We start from the raw sequence: 22,496 nt of genomic DNA, 5'->3' as shown, positions 1-22,496 counted from the left end.
ATCGAGCAGCTGCGCCAGGCCATTCGGGAAAGCCACGCCGAGCTGAGCGAGCAAAACGCCGCTCGCAGCCGGGAAATTGAGCAGCTGCGCCAGGCCATTCGGGAAAGCTATGAGCAAAACGTGGCTCAAGCGCAAGGCTTGAGAGACTTACAGGAAGTTGTCCGTGAGACCCGCTCGGACTTAGCACACTTGGCCGAATGGGCCGAGGAAGTAACTCAAGCTCTCATCACTCTCACTGCATTGCAACAAGAGCACGAACGCGCTATCCAGGCCATCAACCAGCGTCAGATCGAGAATGACCAGAGGTTTAACGTTCTCCTCGAAGAAGTGCGCTATCTTATTCGCAGACAGGGGCTAGATGGAAGCTCTTCTCCCCCTTCTGGTTGAGGAGGGGGATCCCTTCTAAGCAAAGCTCAGAGCTACAAGGACAGCTCTAGTCTTCATCCACTTCCCACTCCAACAGATGGGCATAAGGAGCCACCAGCTCGGGAGAGTAAAAGGCAATGGCCCGCAGGGTGTGCCAATCCTCCAGGCAGTCGAACACGTTGGGGTACTCGTTGCGCTCCAGACGCTCCGCAATGGCCGCCACATCGGCTGCAGTGAACTGGCGGGGATCCATGCCCTTGGGGAGGGCTTCTACTTTGGATCGGGCAGACATAGGCAGCCTGAACACGCTACAAGCCGATCTTAGCCTCTCGGCCCGACGCCCCCTGGCCGAAACCACGAATTTGTAGAGGTTCTACACAATGCAGGCTGGGTATCTGCCTTGCCTAGCGGAGGAGCTCGGCGTCCAAAACAGGCTCTGTCTGGGTAACGCGGTAATAGCCAGCCTGGGTGCGGACCGAGGCTTGGTAGGGGCTGGGCAAATCCAGCGAGCGCAAGGGCGGGATGTTGGTGCGCTGGTTCAGCAAAGTGGTGAAGAAGGCGGTGGTTCGCCGGGCCTGGGAGCGCACTACCTCTTCAGGGAAAACCACCGGATCCGCATCTCTGCCCCTATCCAGCAGGATCGCATCCAGGGCATCCCCCACCGGGTAAGAAGGATAGGCAATTTGGGCAAAAACAGCCCCCGCCGGGATCCCGGCGGCCAGACAGCCCAGAACAATCGCCAGGGTTAGACGCATGTGCTGTAGTTCCTCCTACGCTACTGTAGTTCGTTCCTCAACACCGGAAAAAGCAGAAGCTGGGCGTTGCCCACCAACCTTGACCCCCGGGGAGCCTACCTCTTGACCGGCAGCTAAGGCGGATTCTACCCGAAAGACTTCGGTTGACAACGGTTGCAGCCCCCAACATGACACGGGATCCCCCTGCCGACTAGGATCGGGATGCACTGTTTGAGAACCGTTGCCTGTGAGTGTTCGCGTTCGCCTTGCCCCTAGCCCAACTGGCAACTTGCACATCGGCACCGCCCGGACGGCGGTGTTTAACTGGCTCTACGCTCGCCGCCACGGTGGCCAGTTCATTTTGCGCATCGAAGACACCGACCGCGAGCGCTCTTCCCCCCGCTACACCCGCAACATCTTAGCAGGGCTAGCCTGGCTGGGACTGGATTGGGATGAGGGGCCCATCTACCAGTCCAACCGCATCGCGCGCTACCAAGCGGTGGTGCAGCAGCTTTTGGACCAGGGGCTGGCTTACCGCTGCTATGTCAGCGAGGTGGAGCTAGAAGCAATGCGCGCTGCGCAGAAGGCCGCCGGCAAGGCTCCCCGCTACGATAACCGCCACCGCTTTCTCACTGAGGAGCAGCGACGGGCCTATGAAGCCGAGGGTCGGCAGCCGGTGATCCGTTTCAAGATCGAGGAGCCCCTGGAGGTGTCGTGGGTGGATCTTATCCGCGGCCCCATTACCTGGAACACCCAGGATTTGGGGGGAGACATGGTGATCGCGCGGGCGGATGGCTACCCTCTCTACAACCTGGCAGTGGTGGTGGACGACATCGACATGGGCATCACCCATGTCATCCGTGGCGAAGACCATATCGGCAACACGCCTAAGCAGATCTTGCTCTACCGCGCTCTGGGTCATGAACCGCCGCAGTTTGCCCATTCTCCCCTGATCCTGAATCCAGAAGGGAAGAAGCTCTCCAAGCGGGATGGGGCAACCTCGGTGGCGGAGTTTCAGCAGATGGGCTTCTTGCCGGAAGCTCTCAAGAATTACTTGGCTTTGCTCAGTTGGTCGCCTCCCGATGGGGAAGAGATCTTCTCGTTGGAAAAGGCGGCTACGATGTTTGACTTCGACCGGGTCAACCGGGCTGCCGCTCGTTTTGATTGGGACAAGCTCAACTGGATCAACAGCCAGTACATCAAGCAGCTCTCCCCGGCAGAATTGGTGGAGCGGCTGACACCCTTTTGGCAGGCGGCGGGGTTTGACCTGGGATCCGTGCCGGATCCCACTTGGCTGGAAGAGGTGGCCTGCCTAATCGCCGAGGGCATCGACCGCCTGACGGAGGCTCCTCCCCTGAGCCGCTTTTTGTTTCAAGAGCCCCTCAGCTACTCGTTGCCGGCTCTGGAACAGTTGCGCCTGCCGGGGGTGGCGGAAGCGATGGCCGCCATGGCCACCACGTTGGCTGCTGCTGAGTTGCCCCAGCCAGTTTCCGCGGATAGCCTAAAACCGCTGGTGGAAGAGGTGGCCAAAAGCCAGGGGATGAAAAAGGGCCTGCTGCTGAAAAGCTTGCGGGCCGCCCTGACAGGGGATCTGCAGGGGCCGGATTTGATGGCCTCTTTTGCGCTGTTGCAGCGGCGGGGCTGGGCTTTGGGGCGGCTGGAGGCGGTGCAGAAGGTGGTTGCCTGAGTTCAGGCTGTTGGAGTTGACTTTTCTATTGCTTGCTGCTATGCCTTTGCAGGCTTTTGTCGATCCGGATTCCACTTTCTTGATCCAGCTTCAGGCTGCCAACCAAATCGTTCAGGAACTGGTGCTGCTCTCTTCGCAAGAGGCTTCAGAAGCGGCGGAGCCGGAGGTGTGGGAGCAAGGCCTGCTCAAGTTGGCTCAAACCCTAGTGCACCAGATGGTGAGCCGCCTGGGCGTGGCCTCTGCTCGCCTCTGGTTTTTCGACCCGCAAGAGGGTTGCTTTCGGTCGGTGGCCCATGCTGGCCTGCTCAGCCCTGCCCACGCCCAAATTGAGCGAATCTACCCCGATGACAGCCCCATGGGGCATGTGGTCCAGCAAGGGTTGCCCCTCTTGAGCAACAACCCGGATCAAGAGGTCTGGATGCCTGCCCCGGAGTGGGTGAGGGCCAATGGCCTGCGGGGCTTTGTCGCCTACCCAATTAACCGCGGGGAGGAGCGGCTGGGCGCTTTGGCTCTGCTGAGCCGGACACCCTTGGAGGCCAGCTTTGTAGAAGTGGTGAAGTTTCTTTGTTCCTATACGGCCAGCGCCATTATCAATGCCAAGCTGCTGGAGCGCAGCCGCCGACAGGCGGTGCGGGAGGCGTTGCTCAACCGCATCACCAGCACTGTCCACCGCTTTCTGCAGTGGGATCAAATCGTCAGCACTGCCCTGAAGGAGCTGCAGCACGCCTTTCTCTCGAAAGGGGTGAAGGGGCTGAGCCGCTGTTGTTTTTACAGTATCAACCCGGATCAGGAGACGGTTCAGGTCACCCACGAGGCCCTAAGCCCTGGGCTGGCCCCGTCCCTGGGGCAGGTGTACCGGATCCAAGACTTTGGCTCGCTGTGCGAGCGGTTGCAGGAGGGGCAGGTGGTGCAAATAGCCCTGCATATGCAGCCGGCTCAGGAACATCTGTTGCCGCCGCAGGGACTGGCCGCTTTCCAGGCGCTACAGGCTCGCTCGGCGGTGCTGATCCCGTTGCAAGCGGTGGGCTCAGCAGGAGCCGGGCTGGGGGAAGCCGGCGGCAGGGATCCGCAGACGGGCCGATCCGACTTGGCTGCTGCGCCAGGGGGGATGATCGGGCTGCTGGGGGTATACCTAACTACACCCCACCCCTGGCAGCCGGAGGAGATTGACCTGTTGCGCTCGGTGGCCTACCAACTGGCGATTGCCCTAACTCGTTCCAGCCTGTTTGAGCGGGCCCATCGGCAGGCGGAACGGCTGGCGCTGTTGCACTCGATCACAGCGGCAATTCGCTCCAGCCTGGAGCCCACCACTCTCTTCCACGCGATTACCCAGCAGATTGGTGCGGCTTTTCAGGCGGATGTGTGTATCTTGGCCCTTTGGCAGCCGGAACAGGAGATGCTGCATCCTGTGGGCATCTATGCGCCGGAGCTCACCCCTGCCGTGCGCGTGAGCGGGACGGAGCCCTTGCTGGATGCCCCGCTGACGGGATCCCTCCAGAAGCCCTGGCCGGAGCCGGGGATCCCGCTGGAATTGTCGGAAACGGTTCAGGCCAAGTTGCGCTTGGCAGCCAGCCTGCTGACCACCTTGAAGGAGCCGGTGGTGGTGCCGGATGACTTGAAGCCGCAGCGGCAGGGAAGCGGGCTGTTGTGGGTGCCTTTGTTTGCCTCTGACCAGCCGCAGCGACAACAGGAAGTGTTGGGGGGTATTGCCCTGCTGCGCTACCCTCACGGCGGATCCCCCTGGCAGCCGGAGGATCTGGAGTTGGCGGAAGCCGTGGCCGAGCAGGCGGGGATCGCCCTCCAACAGGCGCAACTTTACGAGCAAACCCGCATCTCGGCCCAGCGGGAAAGCTTGTTGCGCCAGGTCGCCCAGCGCCTCAGCGGCACCTATGATCCCCACCAAGTGGTAGAGATTGCCCTCGAGGGCATGGCGGAAGTTTTGCAGGTCGATCGCTGTACTTTTGTGGCGCCGCGGAGCGGCTATGGGCCGAGCGCCCAACAGCCTGCAGCGGCTCCAGAACCCCTCGCCATTCTTCAGGAATACCGCCGTCAGCCGGGGATCCCTTCCCAGGTGGGGCAGACGTTGACCCCTGAGCTGAGCCAGCTCATTTGGGTAAGTTGCTACACCCATCTGGACACGCTGCTGATCCCCGATGTCCAAACCTTTCCGCTGCCCCTTCCCACCCGCCAGACGCTGTTGCAGAAGGGCATCCGCTCCCTACTGTGTGTACCTCTGGTTACCGATGCCAACCAGATTGCGGGTGTGCTCTGCGCCTCCATTCCGCCCCTGGCGACGGCAGGCCGGAAGCCTCCAACTGCCGATACTGCCCCCGAAGCCGCCGGATTTGCCCCTGCAGATAGGGACTTGGTGGAAGCGCTGGCGGACATTGCGGCAGTGGCGCTGCAGCGGGCCTCCTTCTACGAGCAGGTTCGCCGTCAAGAGGCGACGGCAGCAGCCTTGCAAGGGCTGACCGAGGGGCGAGAGGCGGAAAGTCGTCGCCTGGCCGCCGATCTGCACGATCAGACCCTAGCGGATCTGGGAGCTCTGTCTCGTCAGATTCAGGAGCTCGCCGGCGATCCGACCCTCAGCCCTGCCGGCCAGGCTCAGCTACGCGTCATGAGCGTCCAACTGCAGGAGACCATGGCCGAGTTGCGGGGGATCGTCGAGGATCTGCAGCCGCTGGCCATGCGGGCTTTTAACCTGGGCCCGGCTCTGCGCAGCCTTCTGGAACGGGCGGCCCAGCGTTCTCCTGACCCGCTTCTCACCCGCTTCGACAACCGCGCCGATGGCCTGCTCTCCCGTCTCAGCCCTGCCTGCCAAAGCAACATCTTTCGGATCGTGCAGGAGGCGCTGAACAACATCGTCAAACACGCAGGGGCACGGCGCATCGACATCACCATTCAGCCCAAGGTTCAAGCCGGTAGCGGCGCAGAGGAGCCTTCTGTCAATCCCGAAGCCCCTTACACCCACCTGGAGCTGAAGATCATCGACGATGGCCGTGGCATGCCGGAGTTCAACGGTGGGATCGATCCCGATCAGAAACCTGGCCACGGCCATGGATTGCTCAACATGCGCTACCGAGCCGAGCTAATCGGGGCAACCATCACCTGGCGCAACCGCCGCTTGGGTAGCGGCACAGTGGTGGAGCTGCAGATCCCTTTGCCCCCCCCTTCCTAAGCTTGCCCGGAGAACCCCCGCAGAACCTCCTCAGGATGGCAGTTTGCCTCAGGGATCCAGTCTCGTCGCCTTTGCCCCCGTCGTTCGGCAGGGAGCAACCCGCCCCTCAAGGCCGGGGAACCGCAGCGGCATGCCGGTTGGAGTCCAGAAATGCAAGGGCGCCACGCGCAAGATGGATGGCCTCATGCCTCGGTTCGCCGACCGACCACAGCGTAAAAGGGATCCCCGCCGGCCAAAAGGGCAAGCCAACCCAGGGGAGCAGGCCGCTGGATCACCTCGACGATCTCGAATCCCGGCACCGACTCAAAATAGCGCTTGACCAGCTCCACCCGCTCTGCTTCCGAGCCATCCCGCCAGGCCTGGATGGCCTTCTGGAAAAACATGCGATTGGAGAAGCTGACAATGAAAAGGCCCTGGGGCTTGAGGATGCGATGCACCTCGGCAAACACCTGCTCCGGCTGCTGCAGGTATTGCACCGAAACCGCGTTCAGCGCTGCATCAAAAGTGCAGTCCGGGAAGGGCAGAAGCGGGTTTTGGTTGAGGTTCTGGACGAAGAAATGGTCAAGCCGGGGGTTGGCGGCCAGTTCCTGAGCATTCATCCCATGCCCTTCCACATGGGCAAAGTTCATCTCCGGCGGCAGGTGGGAAACCCAACTGCTCATTAGATCGAGAATGCGGCTCTGAGGCCGCAAATACTCGCGGTAGAGATCGGTGAGCTGGCCGATGAAGCCGGCATCCACATGGGTTACGAAGCGGGGATAGTCGTAAAAGAGGGCATCGTCGCTGGGATCCAACTTGGAGCGCTGCCAATCTTCAAGAACCGCCATGGCCAAAATCTGTTGCAAAGCTTAATCAAAGCTAACATTCTGGAACTCCCTCGAGGGGAGCAGGCGTGATAGCGTAGCAGGGCGACGGTGGCCATTTTCCGAGGGACTTCTTGCCGTGATGTCTGCCTCTTACGCTTCCGCTACAGCTCGCTCCTCTTCTGCCGCTGGCTTTGACCTGCGCGACTATGTAACCGAACTGCAGCTCCACATGGCCCTGCAGGCCCGCAGCCTCACCCCTCCTCTACATCTCTCGCCAGCAAAGGACAGCCCTCTGGCCCTGGTGCAGCAAGCGCAGGCAGAGCTAGAGAAGTCCGTCTCCCGCCAGTGGCTTTGAGGGGCACAGCCTGGGCAAAATGCTCAGGCCAAACTCTTGCGCAGCACCCCCTGCACCAGCAGCACTGACACCACCACAAACCCTGTCAAGAGCCCCAGGGATCCCGCCAGGGTGAGTTCGCCCCAGGGGGCCTGCAGCACCACATCGGCAAAGCTCCAGGTGCTGCTGCGATAGACGTGGCGAATCGGCTCGATGGCAAAGGTGAGCGGGTTGAGGCTGGCCACCCAGCGAAGCCAGGTGGGCATAAAGCTGAGGGGAGCCAAAGCGGTGCTGGAAAAGATCAGCGGCAGATTCACCAAAAAGATAAAGGCCAGCAACTGCTGGTGCCCCGGCATGGCAAAGGCCAGGCCCAAGCTCAGGGCGGTGAAACCCAAGACCAACAGGCCCACGATCAACGCCACCACCGCCAAGCCCGGCCCGTCCGGGATCCCGCCGCCGAGGACGTAGTCTGCCCCCACGATCACCACCGTCTGCAGCAGCGCCAAGCTGACGATGAACAGGCTAGAGGCCAGCACAATGGAAAAGCGAGAGGTGAGGGGAGCCACCAGCAATCGGTTTAAAAATCCGAACTCCCGGTCGAAAATCACCGGCACACCGGCGTTCAAGGCCCCGCCAAAGGCCGTAAACACGATCACGCCTGCCCCCAAAAACTGGGTGTAGTTTTGTCCGGCCCCGAAAATGCCGGCAGGGGCATTCTGGAACAAGGCCCCGAACAAAATCAGCCAGAGCAGCGGCTGGATGATGCCGACCAGCAGGGTGGCGGGGCGACGCTGCAATTGGATAAACAAGCGGCGGGCGAGGGCAAAGGTCTCCTGCCAAAAGTCGGCTGTAAATAGAGGAATCGGGTTGGATTGGATGGGGGAAGCGGCAGAGGTCATACCAAGGCTCCTGCAATGTTGCGATCAATAATCATCAATGCAATCTTCAATCGATCAATCAATATCAATGGAGCTTTGTACATATCAGCTTGTAATCAGTATGGCTCAATTGGGGAGTTAGGGATCGACGTGGGGAACCGTTGCATTGCTCTTGAAAATGAAGTTACTTTTTCTTTTTGCCCAGGTTGGCTTCGGCGGCAGCCAGCTCCGCATCCAGGAGGGTTTGCCCGGTTGCCGCCAAATACACGTCATCCAAGCTGGGGCGAGATTGGCTGCTGCTAAACACCTCCAGCCCATGGGCCTCGAGGTGGGCGCGGATCTGGCTGAGGGGATCCTCCCCGTTGCGCTGCACCACCAGGTTGAGGGCGTTGCCCTGGGCGCTGTTGATCACCACTTTTTGGACAAAGGGCAGGGATCCCAGCAGTTCGGCCCCCCGTTGGGCCAGTTCTGGCGGCGCAAACTCCTGCAGCTTGACGGTGATGCGCTCGCCGCCGACGCGGGCTTTTAGCTCTTCTGGGGTGCCTTCGGCAATCACCTTGCCGCGGTCGATGATGGCCACCCGGTCGGCCAATAGGTCGATCTCCTCCAGGTAATGGCTGCTGAGCACCACTGTAACGCCGGTGTTCTTGAGCTGGCGCAGGAAGTCCCAGATGGCCTGCCGGCTGGGAACGTCTAGGCCCACCGTGGGCTCGTCCAAAACCAACACCTGGGGCTGGTGCAGCAGTCCTGCCGCCAGATCGAGGCGTTTGCGCAAGCCGCCGGAGTAGGTGCCGATGCGTTGGTCGGCCCGGTCGGCCAGCCCCAGTAATTCGAGGACGGTGGCAATCCGCTCTTGGGCCAAGGGCCGCGGCAGGTGGTAGAGATCGGCCTGCAACTGCAACAATTCTCGCCCCGTCAGCACCTTATCCAAAGCCACCTCCTGGGCAACAAAGCCCAGCTTTTCGCGTACTGCCTTGGGATTTTCGTTGACGGGGATCCCGCACACCTCGATCCGGCCTGCGTCGGGGCGCAGCAGGGTGCACAGGCAGTGCAGGGTGGTGGTTTTGCCGGCGCCGTTGGGGCCGAGAATGCCGTAGATCTGGCCGGGCTCTACTTGGAAGGAGACATCGGCCACGGCCACTGTGGAGCCGTAGCGCTTCTGGAGTTGTTCTACCAAGACTGCAGGGGTATCTGACATGGGCATCCACCTTTCGCTTCCTCTAAGCTATCAAGCCGGCTCAGGAGAAAGGAGAACCCCATAGGGATGGTGGGATCCAAACCGAAGCTCAGGATATAGTGGTTCAGGCGACGCTGGGGGGCTGCAGGTGGATTTTCGCCGATTTCCCGCTCAGCCCGGTCGCCAATCTCTGTTGTGGGGAGAAGATGAATGGTGAAGCCAAAGCTTGCCTGCCGGCCTGCGCATCCCACCTGTGCGGGCCCGACTTCCCCTGTTCAATCTCCTATCCCAAATCTCGTCAAACCTAGACTGGGATCTTTGGCAGCTGGGGCGATCTTGGCGCTCGGCCTGGTCGGCTGTGGCGAGGCGACAACGCCGCTTAGCCCGCTGGAAAATGCCTTTCTGCGGGCCGACGACTTTGAAATTACAGGGGGATCCCCGACAGCGGGCGCGGTGGGGCCCTACTTGCAGTTCAACGTGCGGCGGCAGCGGGACAACCAGATCTTGAATCGCCCCTTCAACGTCTATGTGGAGAATGCGGGGCTGGCGGAAGGGCGGTCTCCTCTGGTCGATACCCAAAACCGCCCCATCCTGCTCCAACGCTCGGTGGCTTTTTTGGGCAACGGCCTGGACTTGAACAGAGATGGCCAGCCGGATCCGCCTCCCAGAGAACCCCCCAGCCTCAATAGCGGCCCGCTGCTGCCCTATGCGCCGCCCAACAATTGGCAGACGCGGGCCGTCCTCGCCTACGTCCCCGGCCAGGCCAACATCCCTGGACGGGGTCCTAGCGATCGCTTTGGCCTCTACTTCTCCTCCATCCTGCCCTACAGAGGGCAGCTCCGCTTCCGCGCCCGCGACGAGCTGGGCAACGCCCCTGCCCGCCTCTTTGAGATTACTTATCCCCCAGCACCCAGCCGGGCCAATGTCACTGTCACCTTGACCAACGTCAGCGCCAGCGCCCAGGAACCCGTGCTCATTGCCATCTGCAACCAGTTGGGAGCTGCTGCCGTGGTGGGCTTGCGGAGCGGCACCTTTACCGAGCTAGTGGATCTTTTGCCAGCCCCCGGTCTGCCGCTGGAGCCCAGCTTGAGTGAGCCCATCCGCTACGTGGCCGAGGCCTATCAGTTCAACCGCCAGCAAGCTGTCATCCGCGTCTCCCAGAATCCTGCGGATCCCAGCCGCATGAGCGTCCCCCTCTTGGGATCCGAGGGCGCAACCGGCAGGGCAGATTTAACCCTGGTGAGCTCCACCGATGACCGGCTCACCTGCTTCAACGACCGGCTCTCCGATCTGCGAAATACATTTTCCGACTTCTTCAGATAACAGTTAATGGCAGTTCTCCACATGGCCGGTTGGCGGCAAGCGAAGCCAGCGCCAGCTGAGGCATACCCTCTGGTTGTCCCAGATCGTCCAAAGTCTGCCGAAGAAGCTGGCAGAAAAACTGGAAAAATCTGTTCGTAGCGAGCCTTTTTTGGCTTTCTTCGCTTATCCGATTGTCCTATCGGCAAAATCCAGCTTGACTTGGGGCTGACCCCTTTTCCTGCCGGATTGGATTGCGATATGCTAGTTTCCCAACTCTAAAGCGTGATTCATTCCAAGCCGTTTTTCCCCATGAATCCCCATCGCTCCCAGGTCTCGGTTCCCATCCTGCAGGAAAGCTGGCACTTTCAAGAGCGGGATGCCTGTGGCGTTGGGTTTTTGGTGGATCGCCAGGGGAGAGCCAGCCACGAGCTGCTGCAAAAAACCCTCCAAGCTCTCGCCTGCATGGAGCACCGCGGCGGCTGCGGCGGCGACAACCAAAGCGGCGATGGGGCCGGCATTGCCACAGCCATTCCCTGGCAACTGCTGCAGGCAGAGAGGGACGAGATCCGGGCTTGGGATCCCGGCCGCAGCGCGGTGGGCATGGTGTTTTTGCCTCAGGCTCCCGCCGAGTGCCAGGCAGTGCGCCAGCTCATCGACGACTACTTGGCCACCAGCGAGTGGGGGCGGCCCCTCTGGCGCCAGGTGCCAGTCAATCCAGACTGCCTGGGGCCGATGGCGCGGCAAACCCTGCCTTCTATCTGGCAGATGCTTCTCACCCATCCCAGGCTGGCGGGAGATGAGCTGGAGCGGCAGCTCTATCTGCTGCGGCGGCGTCTGCGGCGGCAGGTGGAAAGCCGGTTTGGCTTTTATTCCATCTATTTTGCTTCTCTCTCCTGCCGGCTGATTGTCTACAAAGGCATGGTGCAATCGGCGGTGCTGGGCCAGTTTTACCGCGATCTGCACAACCCCCTCTACACCACCGCCTACGCCACCTATCACCGCCGCTTCAGCACCAACACCTTGCCCCGCTGGTCGCTGGCCCAGCCCTTCCGCTACCTCTGCCACAACGGCGAGATCAACACGTATCTCGGCAACGTCAACTGGATGGCTGCCCGCGAGCCCACCCTGGCCCATCCCCTCTGGGGCGAGGCCATCGAGGAGCTCAAACCCGTCATCGATCCCGGCAGCAGCGACTCAGCGGGCCTGGACGCGGTCTTTGAGCTCTTGATCGCGTCGGGCTACTCCAGCCAGCAGGCGATGATGGCGCTGATCCCGGAGGCCTACCGCCACCAGCCGGAGCTGCAAGATCGCCCGGAAGTGGTGGACTTCTACGAGTTCTTCGCCGGCCTGCAGGAAGCGTGGGACGGGCCGGCTATGGTGGTCTTCTGCGACGGCAAAACCATTGGCGCCACCCTGGATCGCAACGGCTTGCGCCCGGCCCGCTATGCCCTCAGCCGCGATGGGTTGCTGGTGGTGGCTTCAGAGGCCGGGGTGGTTCCGCTGCCGGAAGCCGAGATCCTGGAAAAGGGGCGGCTGGGGCCGGGGCAGATGCTGACGGTGGATCTGCAAAGTGGCCAGCTTTACAAAAACTGGGAGATCAAAACCCAGGTGGCAGCTCAGCACCCCTATGGGGAGTGGTTAAGGGCTCACCGCGTTCAGCTGGCTAGCCAAGACTTTGAGAACGCCCCGCAGCTTACCGAAGAGCAGCTGCTCCAACTGCAAACTGCCTGCGGCTACTCCTCGGAAGATGTGGAGATGATCATCGAGGAAATGGCCGCCACAGGCAAAGAGCCGGTTTTCAGCATGGGGGACGACGCGCCGCTGGCAGTGCTCTCCACCCAGCCCCACCCCCTTTACGACTACTTCAAGCAGCGCTTTGCCCAGGTAACCAACCCGGCTATTGATCCCCTGCGGGAGAGCCTGGTGATGTCTTTGGAGGTGTACCTGGGATCCAAAGGCAACCTGCTGGAGATTCGCCCAGAGCATGCCCGTCTGCTGCACTTGCGCAGCCCGGTGCTCAACGAGGCGGAGCTGGCCGCCCTGCAGCAGACGCCTTTTCCCTGCCGCACGCTGCCGATCCTCTACCCGGTGGCCGCTGGGCCAGCAGGGCTGGCCGCCCAGGTGCAAGCCCTCTGTCAAGAGGCGGCGCAAGCGGTGCGGGAGGGAGCAGAGATCTTAATCCTCTCGGATCGCGGCCTGAGCGCCGAGCAGGCCTTGATCCCGCCTCTGCTGGCCGTGGGGGCCATCCACCATCACCTCATCCAGGAGGGGCTGCGCCTGTGCGCTTCCCTGGTGGTGGAGACAGCCCAGTGCTGGAGTACCCACCACTTTGCCTGTCTAATTGGCTACGGGGCCAGCGCCGTCTGTCCCTACCTGGCCTATGAGGCGGTGCGCCAGTGGTGGCACAAGCCCAAGACGCAAACCCAAATGGCCGCCGGCAAGCTGCCCCAGCTCTCTCTGGCCGAAGCTCAACTGAAGTACCGGGCAGCTATCGAGGCGGGCTTGCTCAAGATCCTCTCCAAGATGGGCATTTCCCTCCTCTCCAGCTACCACGGGGCCCAGATCTTCGAGGCCATCGGCCTCAGCCAAGAGGTGATCGATCTGGCCTTCCGCGGCACGGTGTCGCGGGTGGGGGGGATGACGCTGGCGGATCTGGCCCGCGAGGGCATGGCCAATCACCAGCGAGCCTTCCCCCAGCTCACCTCGAAAAAGCTGGAGAACTTTGGCTTCATCCAAGCGCGGCCCAAGGGGGAATACCACATCAACAGCCCGGAGATGGCCAAGCTGCTCCACAAGGCCATTGCCTCAGGCCAGCCCGACCACTACGAGATCTACCGGACCTATCTGCGGGGCCGCACCCCCACAGCCTTGCGGGATCTGCTGGACTTTCGCAGCGACCGGGATCCCATTCCCCTGGAGGAGGTGGAGCCGGCCACCGAGATCTTCAAGCGCTTTGCCACGGGGGGAATGTCGCTGGGGGCCCTCAGCCGCGAGGCCCACGAGACCCTGGCCATTGCCATGAACCGCATCGGCGGCAAGTCCAACTCCGGCGAAGGCGGGGAAGATCCGGAGCGCTACATCCCCATCACCGATGTAACACCCGAGGGGACCTCGGCGCGCTTTCCTCACCTTAAGGGCCTGCGCATGGGGGACAACGCCAGCTCGGCGGTGAAGCAGGTGGCTTCGGGCCGCTTTGGCGTGACGCCGGAGTACCTGCTCAACGCGCGGCAAATCGAGATCAAAATTGCCCAGGGGGCCAAGCCGGGCGAAGGCGGACAGCTGCCCGGCAAAAAGGTCAGCCCCTACATCGCCAAGCTGCGCCGCTCCAAGCCGGGGGTGACCCTGATCTCGCCGCCGCCCCACCACGACATCTACTCGATTGAGGATCTGGCGCAGTTGATCTTCGATTTGCATCAGGTTAACCCGCAGGCGCAGGTGTCGGTGAAGCTGGTGGCGGAGGTGGGCATCGGCACCGTGGCGGCGGGAGTGGCCAAGGCCAATGCCGACATCATCCAGATCTCCGGCCACGAGGGGGGCACAGGGGCCTCTCCCCTGAGCTCCATCAAACATGCGGGGGCACCCTGGGAGCTGGGCCTGGTGGAGGTGCATCATGCTCTCTTGGAAAACGGCCTGCGGCAGCGGGTAATTCTGCGGGTGGACGGCGGCATTCGCACCGGCTGGGAAGTGGTGATGGCGGCCATGCTGGGGGCAGAGGAGTTCGGCTTCGGGACAGTAGCCATGATTGCCGAGGGGTGCATCATGGCGCGGGTGTGCCACACCAACAACTGCCCGGTGGGGGTGACCAGCCAAAAGGAAGAGCTGCGCAAGCGCTTCCCTGGCACTCCGGACCAGGTGGTGACCTTCTTCGCCTTTGTGGCCGAGGAAGTGCGCCAGATCCTGGCCCGGCTGGGCTACCGCTCCCTGGAGGAGGTAATTGGGCGGGTGGATCTGCTCTGCCCCCGCGCCGATGTGGCTTTGGCGAAAACCCAGTCCTTGAATTTGGAGTGTCTGCTGCGAACTCCGCCGGGCTTTGATCCCCACAAGCGCCCAGAGTGGCTGGAGCACGAGCCGGTGCACTCCAATGGCCCGGTGCTGGATGACGCCATCTTGGCCCGGCCCGAGGTGCAAAAGGCCATCGAGACCTGCGGCGCGGCCGTGCTGGAGCTGCCCATCGCCAACACCGACCGCTGCGTGGGCGGGCGCATTGCCGGCACCCTGGCTCGGCGGTATGGGGATGCGGGCTTTGCCCAGCAGGGGGGGCTGTTGGATCTGCGCTTTGTGGGCACAGCCGGCCAGAGCTTTGGGGCCTTTACCCTGGCGGGCATGCGCCTGACCCTGACGGGAGAAGCCAACGACTACGTGGGCAAGAGCATGTGCGGCGGTGAAATTGTCATTCTGGCTCCCCCAGAAGCCCCGCGGGATCCGGCGGAAAATGTAATCCTGGGCAACACCTGTCTGTACGGGGCCACGGGCGGATCCCTGTTTGCCAACGGCCAGGCGGGGGAGCGCTTTGCCGTGCGCAACTCCGGCGCCCAGGCGGTGATCGAGGGATCCGGCGACCACTGCTGCGAGTACATGACCGGCGGTGTGGTGGTGGTGCTGGGGCGGGTGGGCCGCAACCTGGGGGCGGGCATGACCGGCGGCCTGGCCTACGTGCTCGATGAAGAGGGCAACTTCCCCGCCAAGGTCAACGGCGAGATCGTGCGCATCCAGCGGATACAGACGGCGGCGGCGGAAGCGCAACTGAAGGGCCTGATCCAAGAGCACTACCGCCGCACCCATTCCCCCAAAGCCGAGCGCATCCTGCAGAACTGGGAGCGCTACCTGCCTCTGTTTTGGCAGGTGATCCCGCCTTCGGAGGAGGGGAGTGAGCTGACGGATCCGGCGCGATCCCAGCCGGCGGCGGTGCAGTCGTAGGGGGTTGTGGGGCCTGTCGGTAACACTTCTTATCCCCCCGCCGGCCACAAGGGCTGGTAAACTGCGAGAGTATACTGGCCTTTTCATCCTGTAACCCCTATGAGTTCCACTTTGCGAGCTGCCCAAACCCAGGCGCGAGTGCCCACCGAGACCATCCTGACGCCGCGCTTCTACACTACCGACTTCGAGGCCATCGGCAAGATGGGGTTAGGCGATCGAGAGGCCGACTTCCGGGCCATCTTGGAGGAGTTTCGCGCCGACTACAACCGCCACCACTTCGTCCGCGGCGAGGAGTTCAACCAAGATTGGGAAAGCCGGCTCGATCCGGAGGCGCGGCGGCTGTTTGTGGAGTTTTTGGAGCGCTCCTGCACGGCGGAGTTCTCCGGCTTCCTCCTCTACAAGGAGCTATCCCGCAGGCTGAAGGAGACCAACCCGGTCTTGGCTGAGTGCTTTGCCCTGATGAGCCGCGATGAAGCTCGCCATGCCGGCTTCCTCAACCGCGCCATGGGCGATTTCAACATGGCCTTTGACTTGGGCTTTTTGACCAAGCACAAGTCCTACACTTACTTTGCGCCCCGCTTTATCTTCTACGCCACCTATCTCTCCGAAAAGATCGGCTACTGGCGCTACATTCTCATCTACCGCCACCTGGAGGCTCACCCCGAAAACCGCGTTTACCCAATCTTCAACTTCTTCAAGAACTGGTGCCAGGACGAGAACCGCCACGGCGATTTCTTTGCCCTCATGCTCCTGAGCCAGCCGCGGCTGCTCGAGGGGTGGGTGGCGGAGCTGTGGTGTCGCTTCTTCCTGCTGTCGGTGTTTGCCACCATGTACCTCAACGACGTGGGCGAGCGCCCAGGTTTCTACCGCCTCCTGGGCCTGGATCCGCACACCTACGACATGGAGGTGATCTACAAGACCAACCGCGAGGCGGCCAAGGTCTTCCCGGTGGTGCTGGATGTGGAGAACCCCGAGTTTGTGCGCCGGCTGCAGAAGTGCGTGGCCAACAACGCCAAGTTGAGGGAGATTGCCCGCGGAGCTGGGCCCTTCAAGAGCCTGCGCAAGCTGCCTCTTTACCTCAACAACGCCTACCAGTTCCTGCGGCTGTTCCTGCTCAAACCGCGCAAAGCTGGCTTTTACTTGTGGGAGCAGCCGGAGCCTCGGTTTGAAGGAACGGCTGTTTCCGCTTGAGCCGTTTTGACTCCAGCTCCCTATTGGTAAGCCTCGTGGGTTAGCCATGAACATCGCCGCCGAGATTACGCCCCTCTTTTTGTTGGGAACGCTGGCGTTTTTGGGTTGGGGCTTCTGGCGAGCCCGCCGGCGGGGATCCCTGGCCGTCTGGGTGTGGTTACAGGGATCCCTGCTCCTTTTGCCGTGGGTGGTCTTTCTGGGGCTGCTGTTGCTGGGGATCTACCTCAACTTCGCCGGCTTCCTGCTGCTGTTGCTGGTGTTCACGGGGCTCTACATTGCCGTGGGGCGCAAAACCCGTCAGTTGGCCCAGCAGGAGCTGCAGGCGCGGCGGCAGCAGTTGGCCCAGATGGAGGAGCGGCAGGAAATCCCCTCGGAAGGGGCTGGGGAGACGCCTGCCGAGCAGCCTTTGGTCTTGCGGGGCATCTCTGCGGAAGATTTGCAGGCCATTCAGTCCATCTTCAGCCTGGACACCTTTTTTGTGACTGAGACCATCCCCTATGGGGAGGGGGCGATCTTCAAGGGCAACCTACGGCGGGAGGCGGAGGGGGTGGTGCCGCTGCTGCAGGAAAGGCTAAGGGAGCGGCTGGGCAGCCGCTACCAACTGTTTTTGGTGGAAGATGCCTCAGAAAAGCCGGCGGTGGTGGTCTTGCCAGATGAGATTGTTAACTACCGCACCTCGAGGGGAGCCCAGATTCTGGCAGCAGGCCTAATGCTGGCTAGCTTTCTGGCCACTTTGGAGGTGGGGGCCAACCTGTTCGGCTTCCGGCTGTTGGATGCGCCGGGGCGCTGGGTGGAGGCCCTGCCGGTGGCAGCCGGGATCTTCGCCATCTTGCTGGTGCACGAGACCGGACACCGCTGGATGGCGGGCAAGTACGGGGTGCGCCTCAGCCCGGCTTTTGTTATCCCCAGCTTGGGCATTGGCACGCTGGGATCCCTAAACCGCATCCAGTCGCCGGTGCCCAACCGCAAGGCCCTGTTCGACATCGCCTTTGCCGGCCCGGCGGCGGGCGGCCTCCTTTCCTTGGTGGTGCTGCTGGTCGGCCTAAGGCTGTCTGGCTCCGGGGGGCTGTACGTGCCCACGGAGATCTTTCGCAGCTCCATCCTGGTGGGCACGCTGGCGCGGCTGGTGCTGGGATCCCAGTTGCAGGCGGAGCTGGTGCCCATTCACCCCTTCGTGGCGGTGGGCTGGATTGGCCTGGCCATCACCGCCTTGAGCTTGCTGCCGGCGGGGCAGTTGGACGGGGGTCGCATTGTGCAGGCGGTGTACGGGCGGAAGACGGCGGCCCGCGCCACGGTGATTACCCTGATTGCCCTGGCGGTGGCGGCCATCAGCAACGTCTTGGCCCTCTACTGGGCGCTGCTGATTCTCTTTATTGCCCGCGAGCCGGAGCGTCCCCCGCAGGATGAGATTACCGAGACCGACGGCCAACGGGATGCCTTGGCGTTGCTGGCCCTCTTTTTGATGGTGATGACCCTGCTGCCGATTGCCCCGGCCTTGGCAGGCTTTTTGAATTTTCCCAACGGCTAAAGATGTCGCCGCCGGGAAAGGGCTTTGGCCCCAGCCGAGAGAACCAGGAACAGCACCTGCAGCGCCTGCTGGTTCAGGCTGTCCACCATCACCAGGCGGGGCAACTGCCGGAGGCCATCTCCCTCTACCAACAGGTGTTGCAAGCCCAGCCCGCCCACCCGGAGGCGCTGCACCTCTTGGGGATCTGCCGGCAGCAGCAGGGATCCCTGGAAGAAGCCATTGCCCTGATGCAGCAGGCCTTGGCCCAGCAGCCGTGGTTTCCCGACGCCCACTACAATCTGGCAATTGTCCTCAAGCAGGTAGGCTGCCTGGAGGAGGCAAAAGCTCACCTCCAACAGGCTCTGGAGCAGGGGGGGCCGGATCCGGAAGTTCTGTACCAGTTGGGGCTGGTGCTGCGGCAACAGGGGGAGTTGGAGGCGGCCCTGGTACCCCTGAAGCAGGCTCTGGAGTTGCAGCCGGACTTTGCCGATGCCGCCTACACGCTGGCCATCCTGCTGCGCGATTGTGGCCGGGAGGCGGAAGCAGCGGAGCTGTTCTACCGCCTCTGGCAGGCCGATCCCGCCGATTTGGCCGCGGCCCTGGGCTGGTGCGTCAGCCAGTTGCCTTTGCTCTACGACACCCCTGAGCAAATTGCAAGCGCCCGCCAGCGCTACCGCCAAGCGCTGGAACAGGTCAAGGCCCGCTGGGCCCAACTGCCGCGGGATCCCGCTGCTTTAGAGCGCGCTGCCGCCGGCGTCGGCTCCGTCCAACCCTTCTTTCTGCCCTACCAGGGCCAGAACGACCGCGAGCTGCAGCACCTGTACGGATCCCTGGTGGGGGAGGTGATGGCGGCCCGCTACCCCCAGCCCCCTGTTGTCCTGCGGCGAGGTCCTGGCCGGCTGCGGGTGGGCATCGTCTCCGGCCTGTTCCGGGATCATTCGGTGTGGAAGATCTTGACCGGCGGCTGGGTAGAAGCTCTGGATCGCTCCCAAGTGGCCCTCTACGGCTTCCACACCTCGGCCGTCCAAGACGAGATCACGCGCTCCCTGCCCCCTCGTTTTGAGCAGTTTGTGGCCGGATCCCGCAGCCTGGCGGAGTGGCAGGCAACCCTTCGGGAGGCGCAACTGGACGTGCTCCTCTACCCGGAGGTGGGCATCGACCCGGTCTGTGCCCAGTTGGCCGCCCTGCGTTTGGCCCCTGTGCAGGCCATGGCCTGGGGACATCCGCAAACCTCTGGCCTGCCAACAATGGATGTTTTCCTCAGCAGCGAGCTGATGGAGCCGCCGGACGGGGCCGGCCACTACACCGAGCAGCTCCTGCCCCTGCCCGGCATCGGCACCTACTACATCCCTCTGGACATTGACCCCGCCCCTGTGGACTGGCTAGCCTGGGGGGTGGATCCCGACAGGGTGCTCTACCTCTGCGCCCAATCTCTGTTCAAGTACTTGCCGCAGTACGACGAGGTGTTCCCCCGCATTGCTCGGGAAGTGGGGCGGTGTCAATTCCTGTTTTTGCGAGGCCGCCTCTCCCAAGGGATCCGCCAGCGCTTTTGGCAACGGCTGCAGCGGGCCTTTCAAGCCTACGGCCTGGCCGCTGAAGACCATGTGCTGCTGTTGCCGGAGCTCTCGCCTGCCCAATATGCCGCCTACAACGCCCTGGGGGATGTTTACCTGGATAGCATCGGCTGGTCCGGCGGCAACACCACCCTGGAAGCCCTGCCCCATGGCCTGCCCATCGTCACGCTGCCGGGATCCCTGATGCGGGGCCGCCACACCTACGCCATCCTGCGGCAGATGGGGATCTACGAGACCATCGCCTCTAGCCTAGAGGAGTACATCCAGATTGCCGTGCGGCTGGGCCTGGATGACCGCTGGCGTGAGAAAGTGGGCCGGCAGGTAAAAGCCCGCCAGGAACGGGTCTACCGGGATCCCGCTCCCATCCGCGCCCTAGAAGCGTGGCTGCAAAGTCTGAAGACCTGAAGGTTAGTTTGGGTGGCCTAGTCCGGCCCGATAGCTCTGGCGCTAACTTGGCTGGGGAAGCCCTTCTCCAGCGGGATCCCGACCTTCCAAGCGGCAGAACAATTGCCGCATCAGCAGCTCCCGTTGGCCCAAAGAGAGATGGGGGGCAAGGGCGCTGGGAAAGTGGGGCATGGCCAGGGTGACGCGATCCAGCAAGTCAGCGCGGCGGTGCTTTTGCTGGATGGCCCAGGCCCGCTGCACCAGCTCAGCAGCCGTCTCCTGTTCTAGCCCTGCCTGTTGGGCCAGCCAAGCTGTCAACTGCTCCAAATCGGGGTCGAAGCGCAGCCGGTACATATAGACCAGCATGCCGATCCCCAGCACCAGGCCTACGGCGCTGGCCACGTAGGCGGCCTTGATGGAAGTTCCCGGCAGATAGGCCACCGCCGAGACGCGCAAAATTTCGTAAGGGATGCGGATCAAGCTATAGCCGACCACATAGGTCCAGACCCAGGTGCCATCTTTGAGCTTGGGGAAGCGCCAGAACATCCCCATCAAGAGAGCAAACAGAAGCAGGTTGAGCAGGCTTTCGTAGAAAAAGATGGGGTGGAAAAACTCAAACTGGCTGTAGTCAGGCTCGCGGGCTTGGGGGGGGATATATACCCGCAAGGGCCAACTGCTGTCTGGGGGAATGGGGGCTCCATAGGCCTCAGAGTTGAAAAAATTGCCCCAGCGCCCAATGGCCTGGCCCAAGATTAGCCCCGGCGTGATCACATCGGCGTACTTCCAGCCGTTGATCCCGGTGGCGCGGCAGTAAAGGTAGAGGGCAAGTGCACCAGCCAAGATCCCACCGTGGATGATGATGCCTCCCCGCCAGATGGCAAAGGCCAGGAGGGGGTTGTCTTGGAACTCTGACCAGTGGGTGAGGACGTAGTAGAGGCGGGCGCCCAGAAATCCCGATACCACTAGCCACAGGGCCAGGATCTCGACCCGTTCGCTGGCCTCGCCTGGCTCCTTCTCCAGGTGGCGGGCCTCCGCCAAGGCTTTGGTCAAGAGCAGCCCCAGCAACACGGCAATGGCCATCAGCAGGCCGTACCAGCGCAGCCCCAGCCCACCTACGAGAGGGGTTTCGGGGGGAAAGCGGAAGACAAATTCTCCCGGTGAGCTGAAGGTAAGGCCCAGCAGCCCTGCACTCCCTAGATTCATCGACAACACCCTCTGCACCCCAAAATCCCCCCATTCATTTCCAGCAGTCGGCTTCCATCAACCTCACCTGCTAGCAGGACGAAATCCTCTCCGGGTTCTTTTCTCCAGTTTTGAGCAGCCGTTCCCGCGCCTCGATAGGGATCCATTCTCCCCAATCTTGCCGCAGCAGCGATCCCCCCAGGCTGCCCAGGCCATTCTTCTGGGGGATGTCGGCCTCCTATTCGCGCAACACGTAGCCTACCCCGCGCACCGTCTGGATCAGGCGCTTCTCCCCTGGGCCTTCGATCTTAAGACGCAAGTAGCGAATATAGACCTCGATGATGTTGGAATCGCCTGTAAAGTCATAGCCCCACACATGCTCCAAAATTTGTTGGCGTGTGAGCACCTGGCGGGGGTGTTCCATCAGGTAGCGCAACAAGTCGTATTCCTTGGCCGTCAGCTCCACCTGTCGCTCTCCCCGGCTTGCCTGGCGTGTCACCGGATCCAGCGTCAGATCCATAAACACCAACCGGCTGTCGCCAGATCCCTTGGGGGGCTGCAGATAGATCCGTATCCGCGCCAGCAACTCCTGAAGGCTAAAGGGTTTGACCACATAGTCATCTGCCCCAGCATCCAGACCTGCCACCCGATCTGCCACCTCGTCGCTGGCAGTCATCAGCACCACGGGCACGCGGTTGCCCGTCAAGCGCAACTGCCGACAAACTTCCAACCCCGAGATCCCGGGCAACATCCAGTCCAGCAGCACCAAATCGGGGTTCTGGTCGCGGGCTGCCGCCAAGGCCACCGTGCCATCGCCGACCACACTCACCCGATATCCCCTATAGGCCAGCTCGGTTTCCAGGAAACGGGCCAGTTTGGCCTCATCTTCGATCACCAGAATGTGGGCTGAGGAGGATTCCGGTTCTGGCATATTCTCTCCTCAAAAGAAAAGGCAGGAAACTTGCTCACTGCTCACCAGCATACCCTAGCCGTGGGAACTGGCGGTACTAATCAATCCATCCTGCTTCCGAAGTTGGTTTGCTAGGTGTTGCTACTGTGCCCTTTAATTCTTTAACAGGCCGTACCTGAGTTCCTATAAGGGTTTTGGCCTGTCTAAATGACTAAAGATACTCCCCTACTTAGACCTGGAAAGCGTCCAGAGAGATTGCTGCCTTGCCTCGAAAAGTAGGTATATTTGACATTCCCACCGCCTAAAGGCGGGGGATTCTTACGCAGTCCACAAAAGAACCCGTAACGGCGTTGTCAAAGCGCCTCTAGA

General features: G+C 62.1%; 15 protein-coding genes and 1 pseudogene. 9 read left to right on the top strand and 7 right to left on the bottom strand.

What is annotated here, in order from left to right; all coding sequences use genetic code 11:
- A pseudogene (locus NW809_RS00080) lies at nt 1–387 on the top strand (hypothetical protein); the annotation flags it as partial.
- Nucleotides 388–433: 46 nt separating this feature from the next.
- Here NW809_RS00080 and NW809_RS00075 read toward each other — a convergent pair.
- Together NW809_RS00075 and NW809_RS00070 are read right to left on the bottom strand one after the other, a co-directional pair.
- On the bottom strand, nt 434–658 hold the full coding sequence (locus NW809_RS00075) for a DUF2555 domain-containing protein (protein WP_083759181.1): 225 nt from the start codon (nt 656–658) through the stop codon (nt 434–436).
- 112 nt (nt 659–770) lie between these two features.
- Nucleotides 771–1,121, bottom strand: a complete 351-nt coding sequence (locus NW809_RS00070; RefSeq protein ID WP_011431494.1) for a hypothetical protein — start codon at nt 1,119–1,121, stop codon at nt 771–773.
- Nucleotides 1,122–1,347: 226 nt separating this feature from the next.
- Between NW809_RS00070 and gltX the strand changes: the two genes are divergently transcribed.
- Complete coding sequence (gene gltX / locus NW809_RS00065) at nt 1,348–2,787, top strand: glutamate--tRNA ligase (protein ID WP_099813302.1); 1,440 nt, start codon at nt 1,348–1,350, stop codon at nt 2,785–2,787.
- A gap of 40 nt (nt 2,788–2,827) precedes the next feature.
- Nucleotides 2,828–5,965, top strand: a complete 3,138-nt coding sequence (locus tag NW809_RS00060; protein WP_414401292.1) for a GAF domain-containing sensor histidine kinase — start codon at nt 2,828–2,830, stop codon at nt 5,963–5,965.
- 182 nt (nt 5,966–6,147) lie between these two features.
- On the opposite strand, the gene NW809_RS00055 is transcribed toward NW809_RS00060, so the two are convergent.
- Complete coding sequence (locus NW809_RS00055; RefSeq protein ID WP_099813303.1) at nt 6,148–6,792, bottom strand: class I SAM-dependent methyltransferase; 645 nt, start codon at nt 6,790–6,792, stop codon at nt 6,148–6,150.
- A gap of 118 nt (nt 6,793–6,910) precedes the next feature.
- Between NW809_RS00055 and NW809_RS00050 the strand changes: the two genes are divergently transcribed.
- Nucleotides 6,911–7,126, top strand: coding sequence for a hypothetical protein (locus NW809_RS00050; RefSeq protein ID WP_011431490.1), 216 nt, complete (start codon nt 6,911–6,913; stop codon nt 7,124–7,126).
- A 23-nt stretch (nt 7,127–7,149) separates the two neighbouring features.
- Here NW809_RS00050 and NW809_RS00045 read toward each other — a convergent pair whose 3' ends face one another.
- Both NW809_RS00045 and NW809_RS00040 read right to left on the bottom strand, forming a co-directional pair.
- Entirely contained in the window at nt 7,150–8,004 is an 855-nt protein-coding gene (locus tag NW809_RS00045) for an ABC transporter permease (RefSeq protein WP_414401291.1), read from the bottom strand.
- Nucleotides 8,005–8,167: 163 nt separating this feature from the next.
- A complete protein-coding gene (locus tag NW809_RS00040) occupies nt 8,168–9,187 on the bottom strand; it encodes a daunorubicin resistance protein DrrA family ABC transporter ATP-binding protein (RefSeq protein ID WP_011431487.1) in 1,020 nt (339 codons plus the stop codon).
- A gap of 291 nt (nt 9,188–9,478) precedes the next feature.
- On the opposite strand from NW809_RS00040, the gene NW809_RS00035 reads away from it, so the two are divergent.
- The 5 genes from NW809_RS00035 to NW809_RS00015 all read left to right on the top strand — a co-directional run bounded on the left by NW809_RS00035 (nt 9,479) and on the right by NW809_RS00015 (nt 20,056).
- Nucleotides 9,479–10,483, top strand: coding sequence for a hypothetical protein (locus tag NW809_RS00035; protein ID WP_414401290.1), 1,005 nt, complete (start codon nt 9,479–9,481; stop codon nt 10,481–10,483).
- Between the two features lie 288 nt (nt 10,484–10,771).
- Nucleotides 10,772–15,379: a glutamate synthase large subunit gene (gltB, locus tag NW809_RS00030; protein ID WP_414401289.1), complete on the top strand. Its 4,608-nt coding sequence runs from the start codon at nt 10,772–10,774 to the stop codon at nt 15,377–15,379.
- Between the two features lie 99 nt (nt 15,380–15,478).
- Nucleotides 15,479–16,570, top strand: a complete 1,092-nt coding sequence (gene acsF, locus NW809_RS00025; protein ID WP_011431482.1) for a magnesium-protoporphyrin IX monomethyl ester (oxidative) cyclase — start codon at nt 15,479–15,481, stop codon at nt 16,568–16,570.
- Nucleotides 16,571–16,616: 46 nt separating this feature from the next.
- A complete protein-coding gene (locus tag NW809_RS00020; RefSeq protein WP_414401288.1) occupies nt 16,617–18,098 on the top strand; it encodes a site-2 protease family protein in 1,482 nt (493 codons plus the stop codon).
- A 2-nt stretch (nt 18,099–18,100) separates the two neighbouring features.
- Nucleotides 18,101–20,056, top strand: coding sequence for a tetratricopeptide repeat protein (locus tag NW809_RS00015; protein ID WP_414401287.1), 1,956 nt, complete (start codon nt 18,101–18,103; stop codon nt 20,054–20,056).
- Between the two features lie 42 nt (nt 20,057–20,098).
- Here the strand turns inward: NW809_RS00015 and lgt are convergent, their stop codons facing one another.
- A complete protein-coding gene (gene lgt / locus NW809_RS00010; protein WP_414348323.1) occupies nt 20,099–21,238 on the bottom strand; it encodes a prolipoprotein diacylglyceryl transferase in 1,140 nt (379 codons plus the stop codon).
- A gap of 217 nt (nt 21,239–21,455) precedes the next feature.
- Nucleotides 21,456–22,148, bottom strand: a complete 693-nt coding sequence (locus NW809_RS00005; RefSeq protein WP_011431479.1) for a response regulator transcription factor — start codon at nt 22,146–22,148, stop codon at nt 21,456–21,458.
- Nucleotides 22,149–22,496 lie beyond the last annotated feature (348 nt).

Source organism: Synechococcus sp. WC101 (assembly GCF_047461555.1).
Lineage (GTDB): Bacteria > Cyanobacteriota > Cyanobacteriia > Thermostichales > Thermostichaceae > Thermostichus.
This window is presented reverse-complemented; position numbering and strand designations above follow the sequence as displayed.

Excerpts from the sequence above, each read along its gene's own strand:
- NW809_RS00075 (WP_083759181.1), bottom strand. The coding sequence starts at position 658 with ATGTCTGCCCGATCCAAAGTAGAAGCCCTCCCCAAGGGCATGGATCCC.
- NW809_RS00070 (WP_011431494.1), bottom strand. The coding sequence starts at position 1,121 with ATGCGTCTAACCCTGGCGATTGTTCTGGGCTGTCTGGCCGCCGGGATC.
- NW809_RS00060 (WP_414401292.1), top strand. The coding sequence starts at position 2,828 with ATGCCTTTGCAGGCTTTTGTCGATCCGGATTCCACTTTCTTGATCCAG.
- NW809_RS00055 (WP_099813303.1), bottom strand. The coding sequence starts at position 6,792 with ATGGCGGTTCTTGAAGATTGGCAGCGCTCCAAGTTGGATCCCAGCGAC.
- NW809_RS00050 (WP_011431490.1), top strand. The coding sequence starts at position 6,911 with ATGTCTGCCTCTTACGCTTCCGCTACAGCTCGCTCCTCTTCTGCCGCT.
- NW809_RS00045 (WP_414401291.1), bottom strand. The coding sequence starts at position 8,004 with ATGACCTCTGCCGCTTCCCCCATCCAATCCAACCCGATTCCTCTATTT.
- NW809_RS00040 (WP_011431487.1), bottom strand. The coding sequence starts at position 9,187 with ATGCCCATGTCAGATACCCCTGCAGTCTTGGTAGAACAACTCCAGAAG.
- gltB (WP_414401289.1), top strand. The coding sequence starts at position 10,772 with ATGAATCCCCATCGCTCCCAGGTCTCGGTTCCCATCCTGCAGGAAAGC.
- acsF (WP_011431482.1), top strand. The coding sequence starts at position 15,479 with ATGAGTTCCACTTTGCGAGCTGCCCAAACCCAGGCGCGAGTGCCCACC.
- NW809_RS00020 (WP_414401288.1), top strand. The coding sequence starts at position 16,617 with ATGAACATCGCCGCCGAGATTACGCCCCTCTTTTTGTTGGGAACGCTG.
- NW809_RS00015 (WP_414401287.1), top strand. The coding sequence starts at position 18,101 with ATGTCGCCGCCGGGAAAGGGCTTTGGCCCCAGCCGAGAGAACCAGGAA.
- lgt (WP_414348323.1), bottom strand. The coding sequence starts at position 21,238 with ATGAATCTAGGGAGTGCAGGGCTGCTGGGCCTTACCTTCAGCTCACCG.
- NW809_RS00005 (WP_011431479.1), bottom strand. The coding sequence starts at position 22,148 with ATGCCAGAACCGGAATCCTCCTCAGCCCACATTCTGGTGATCGAAGAT.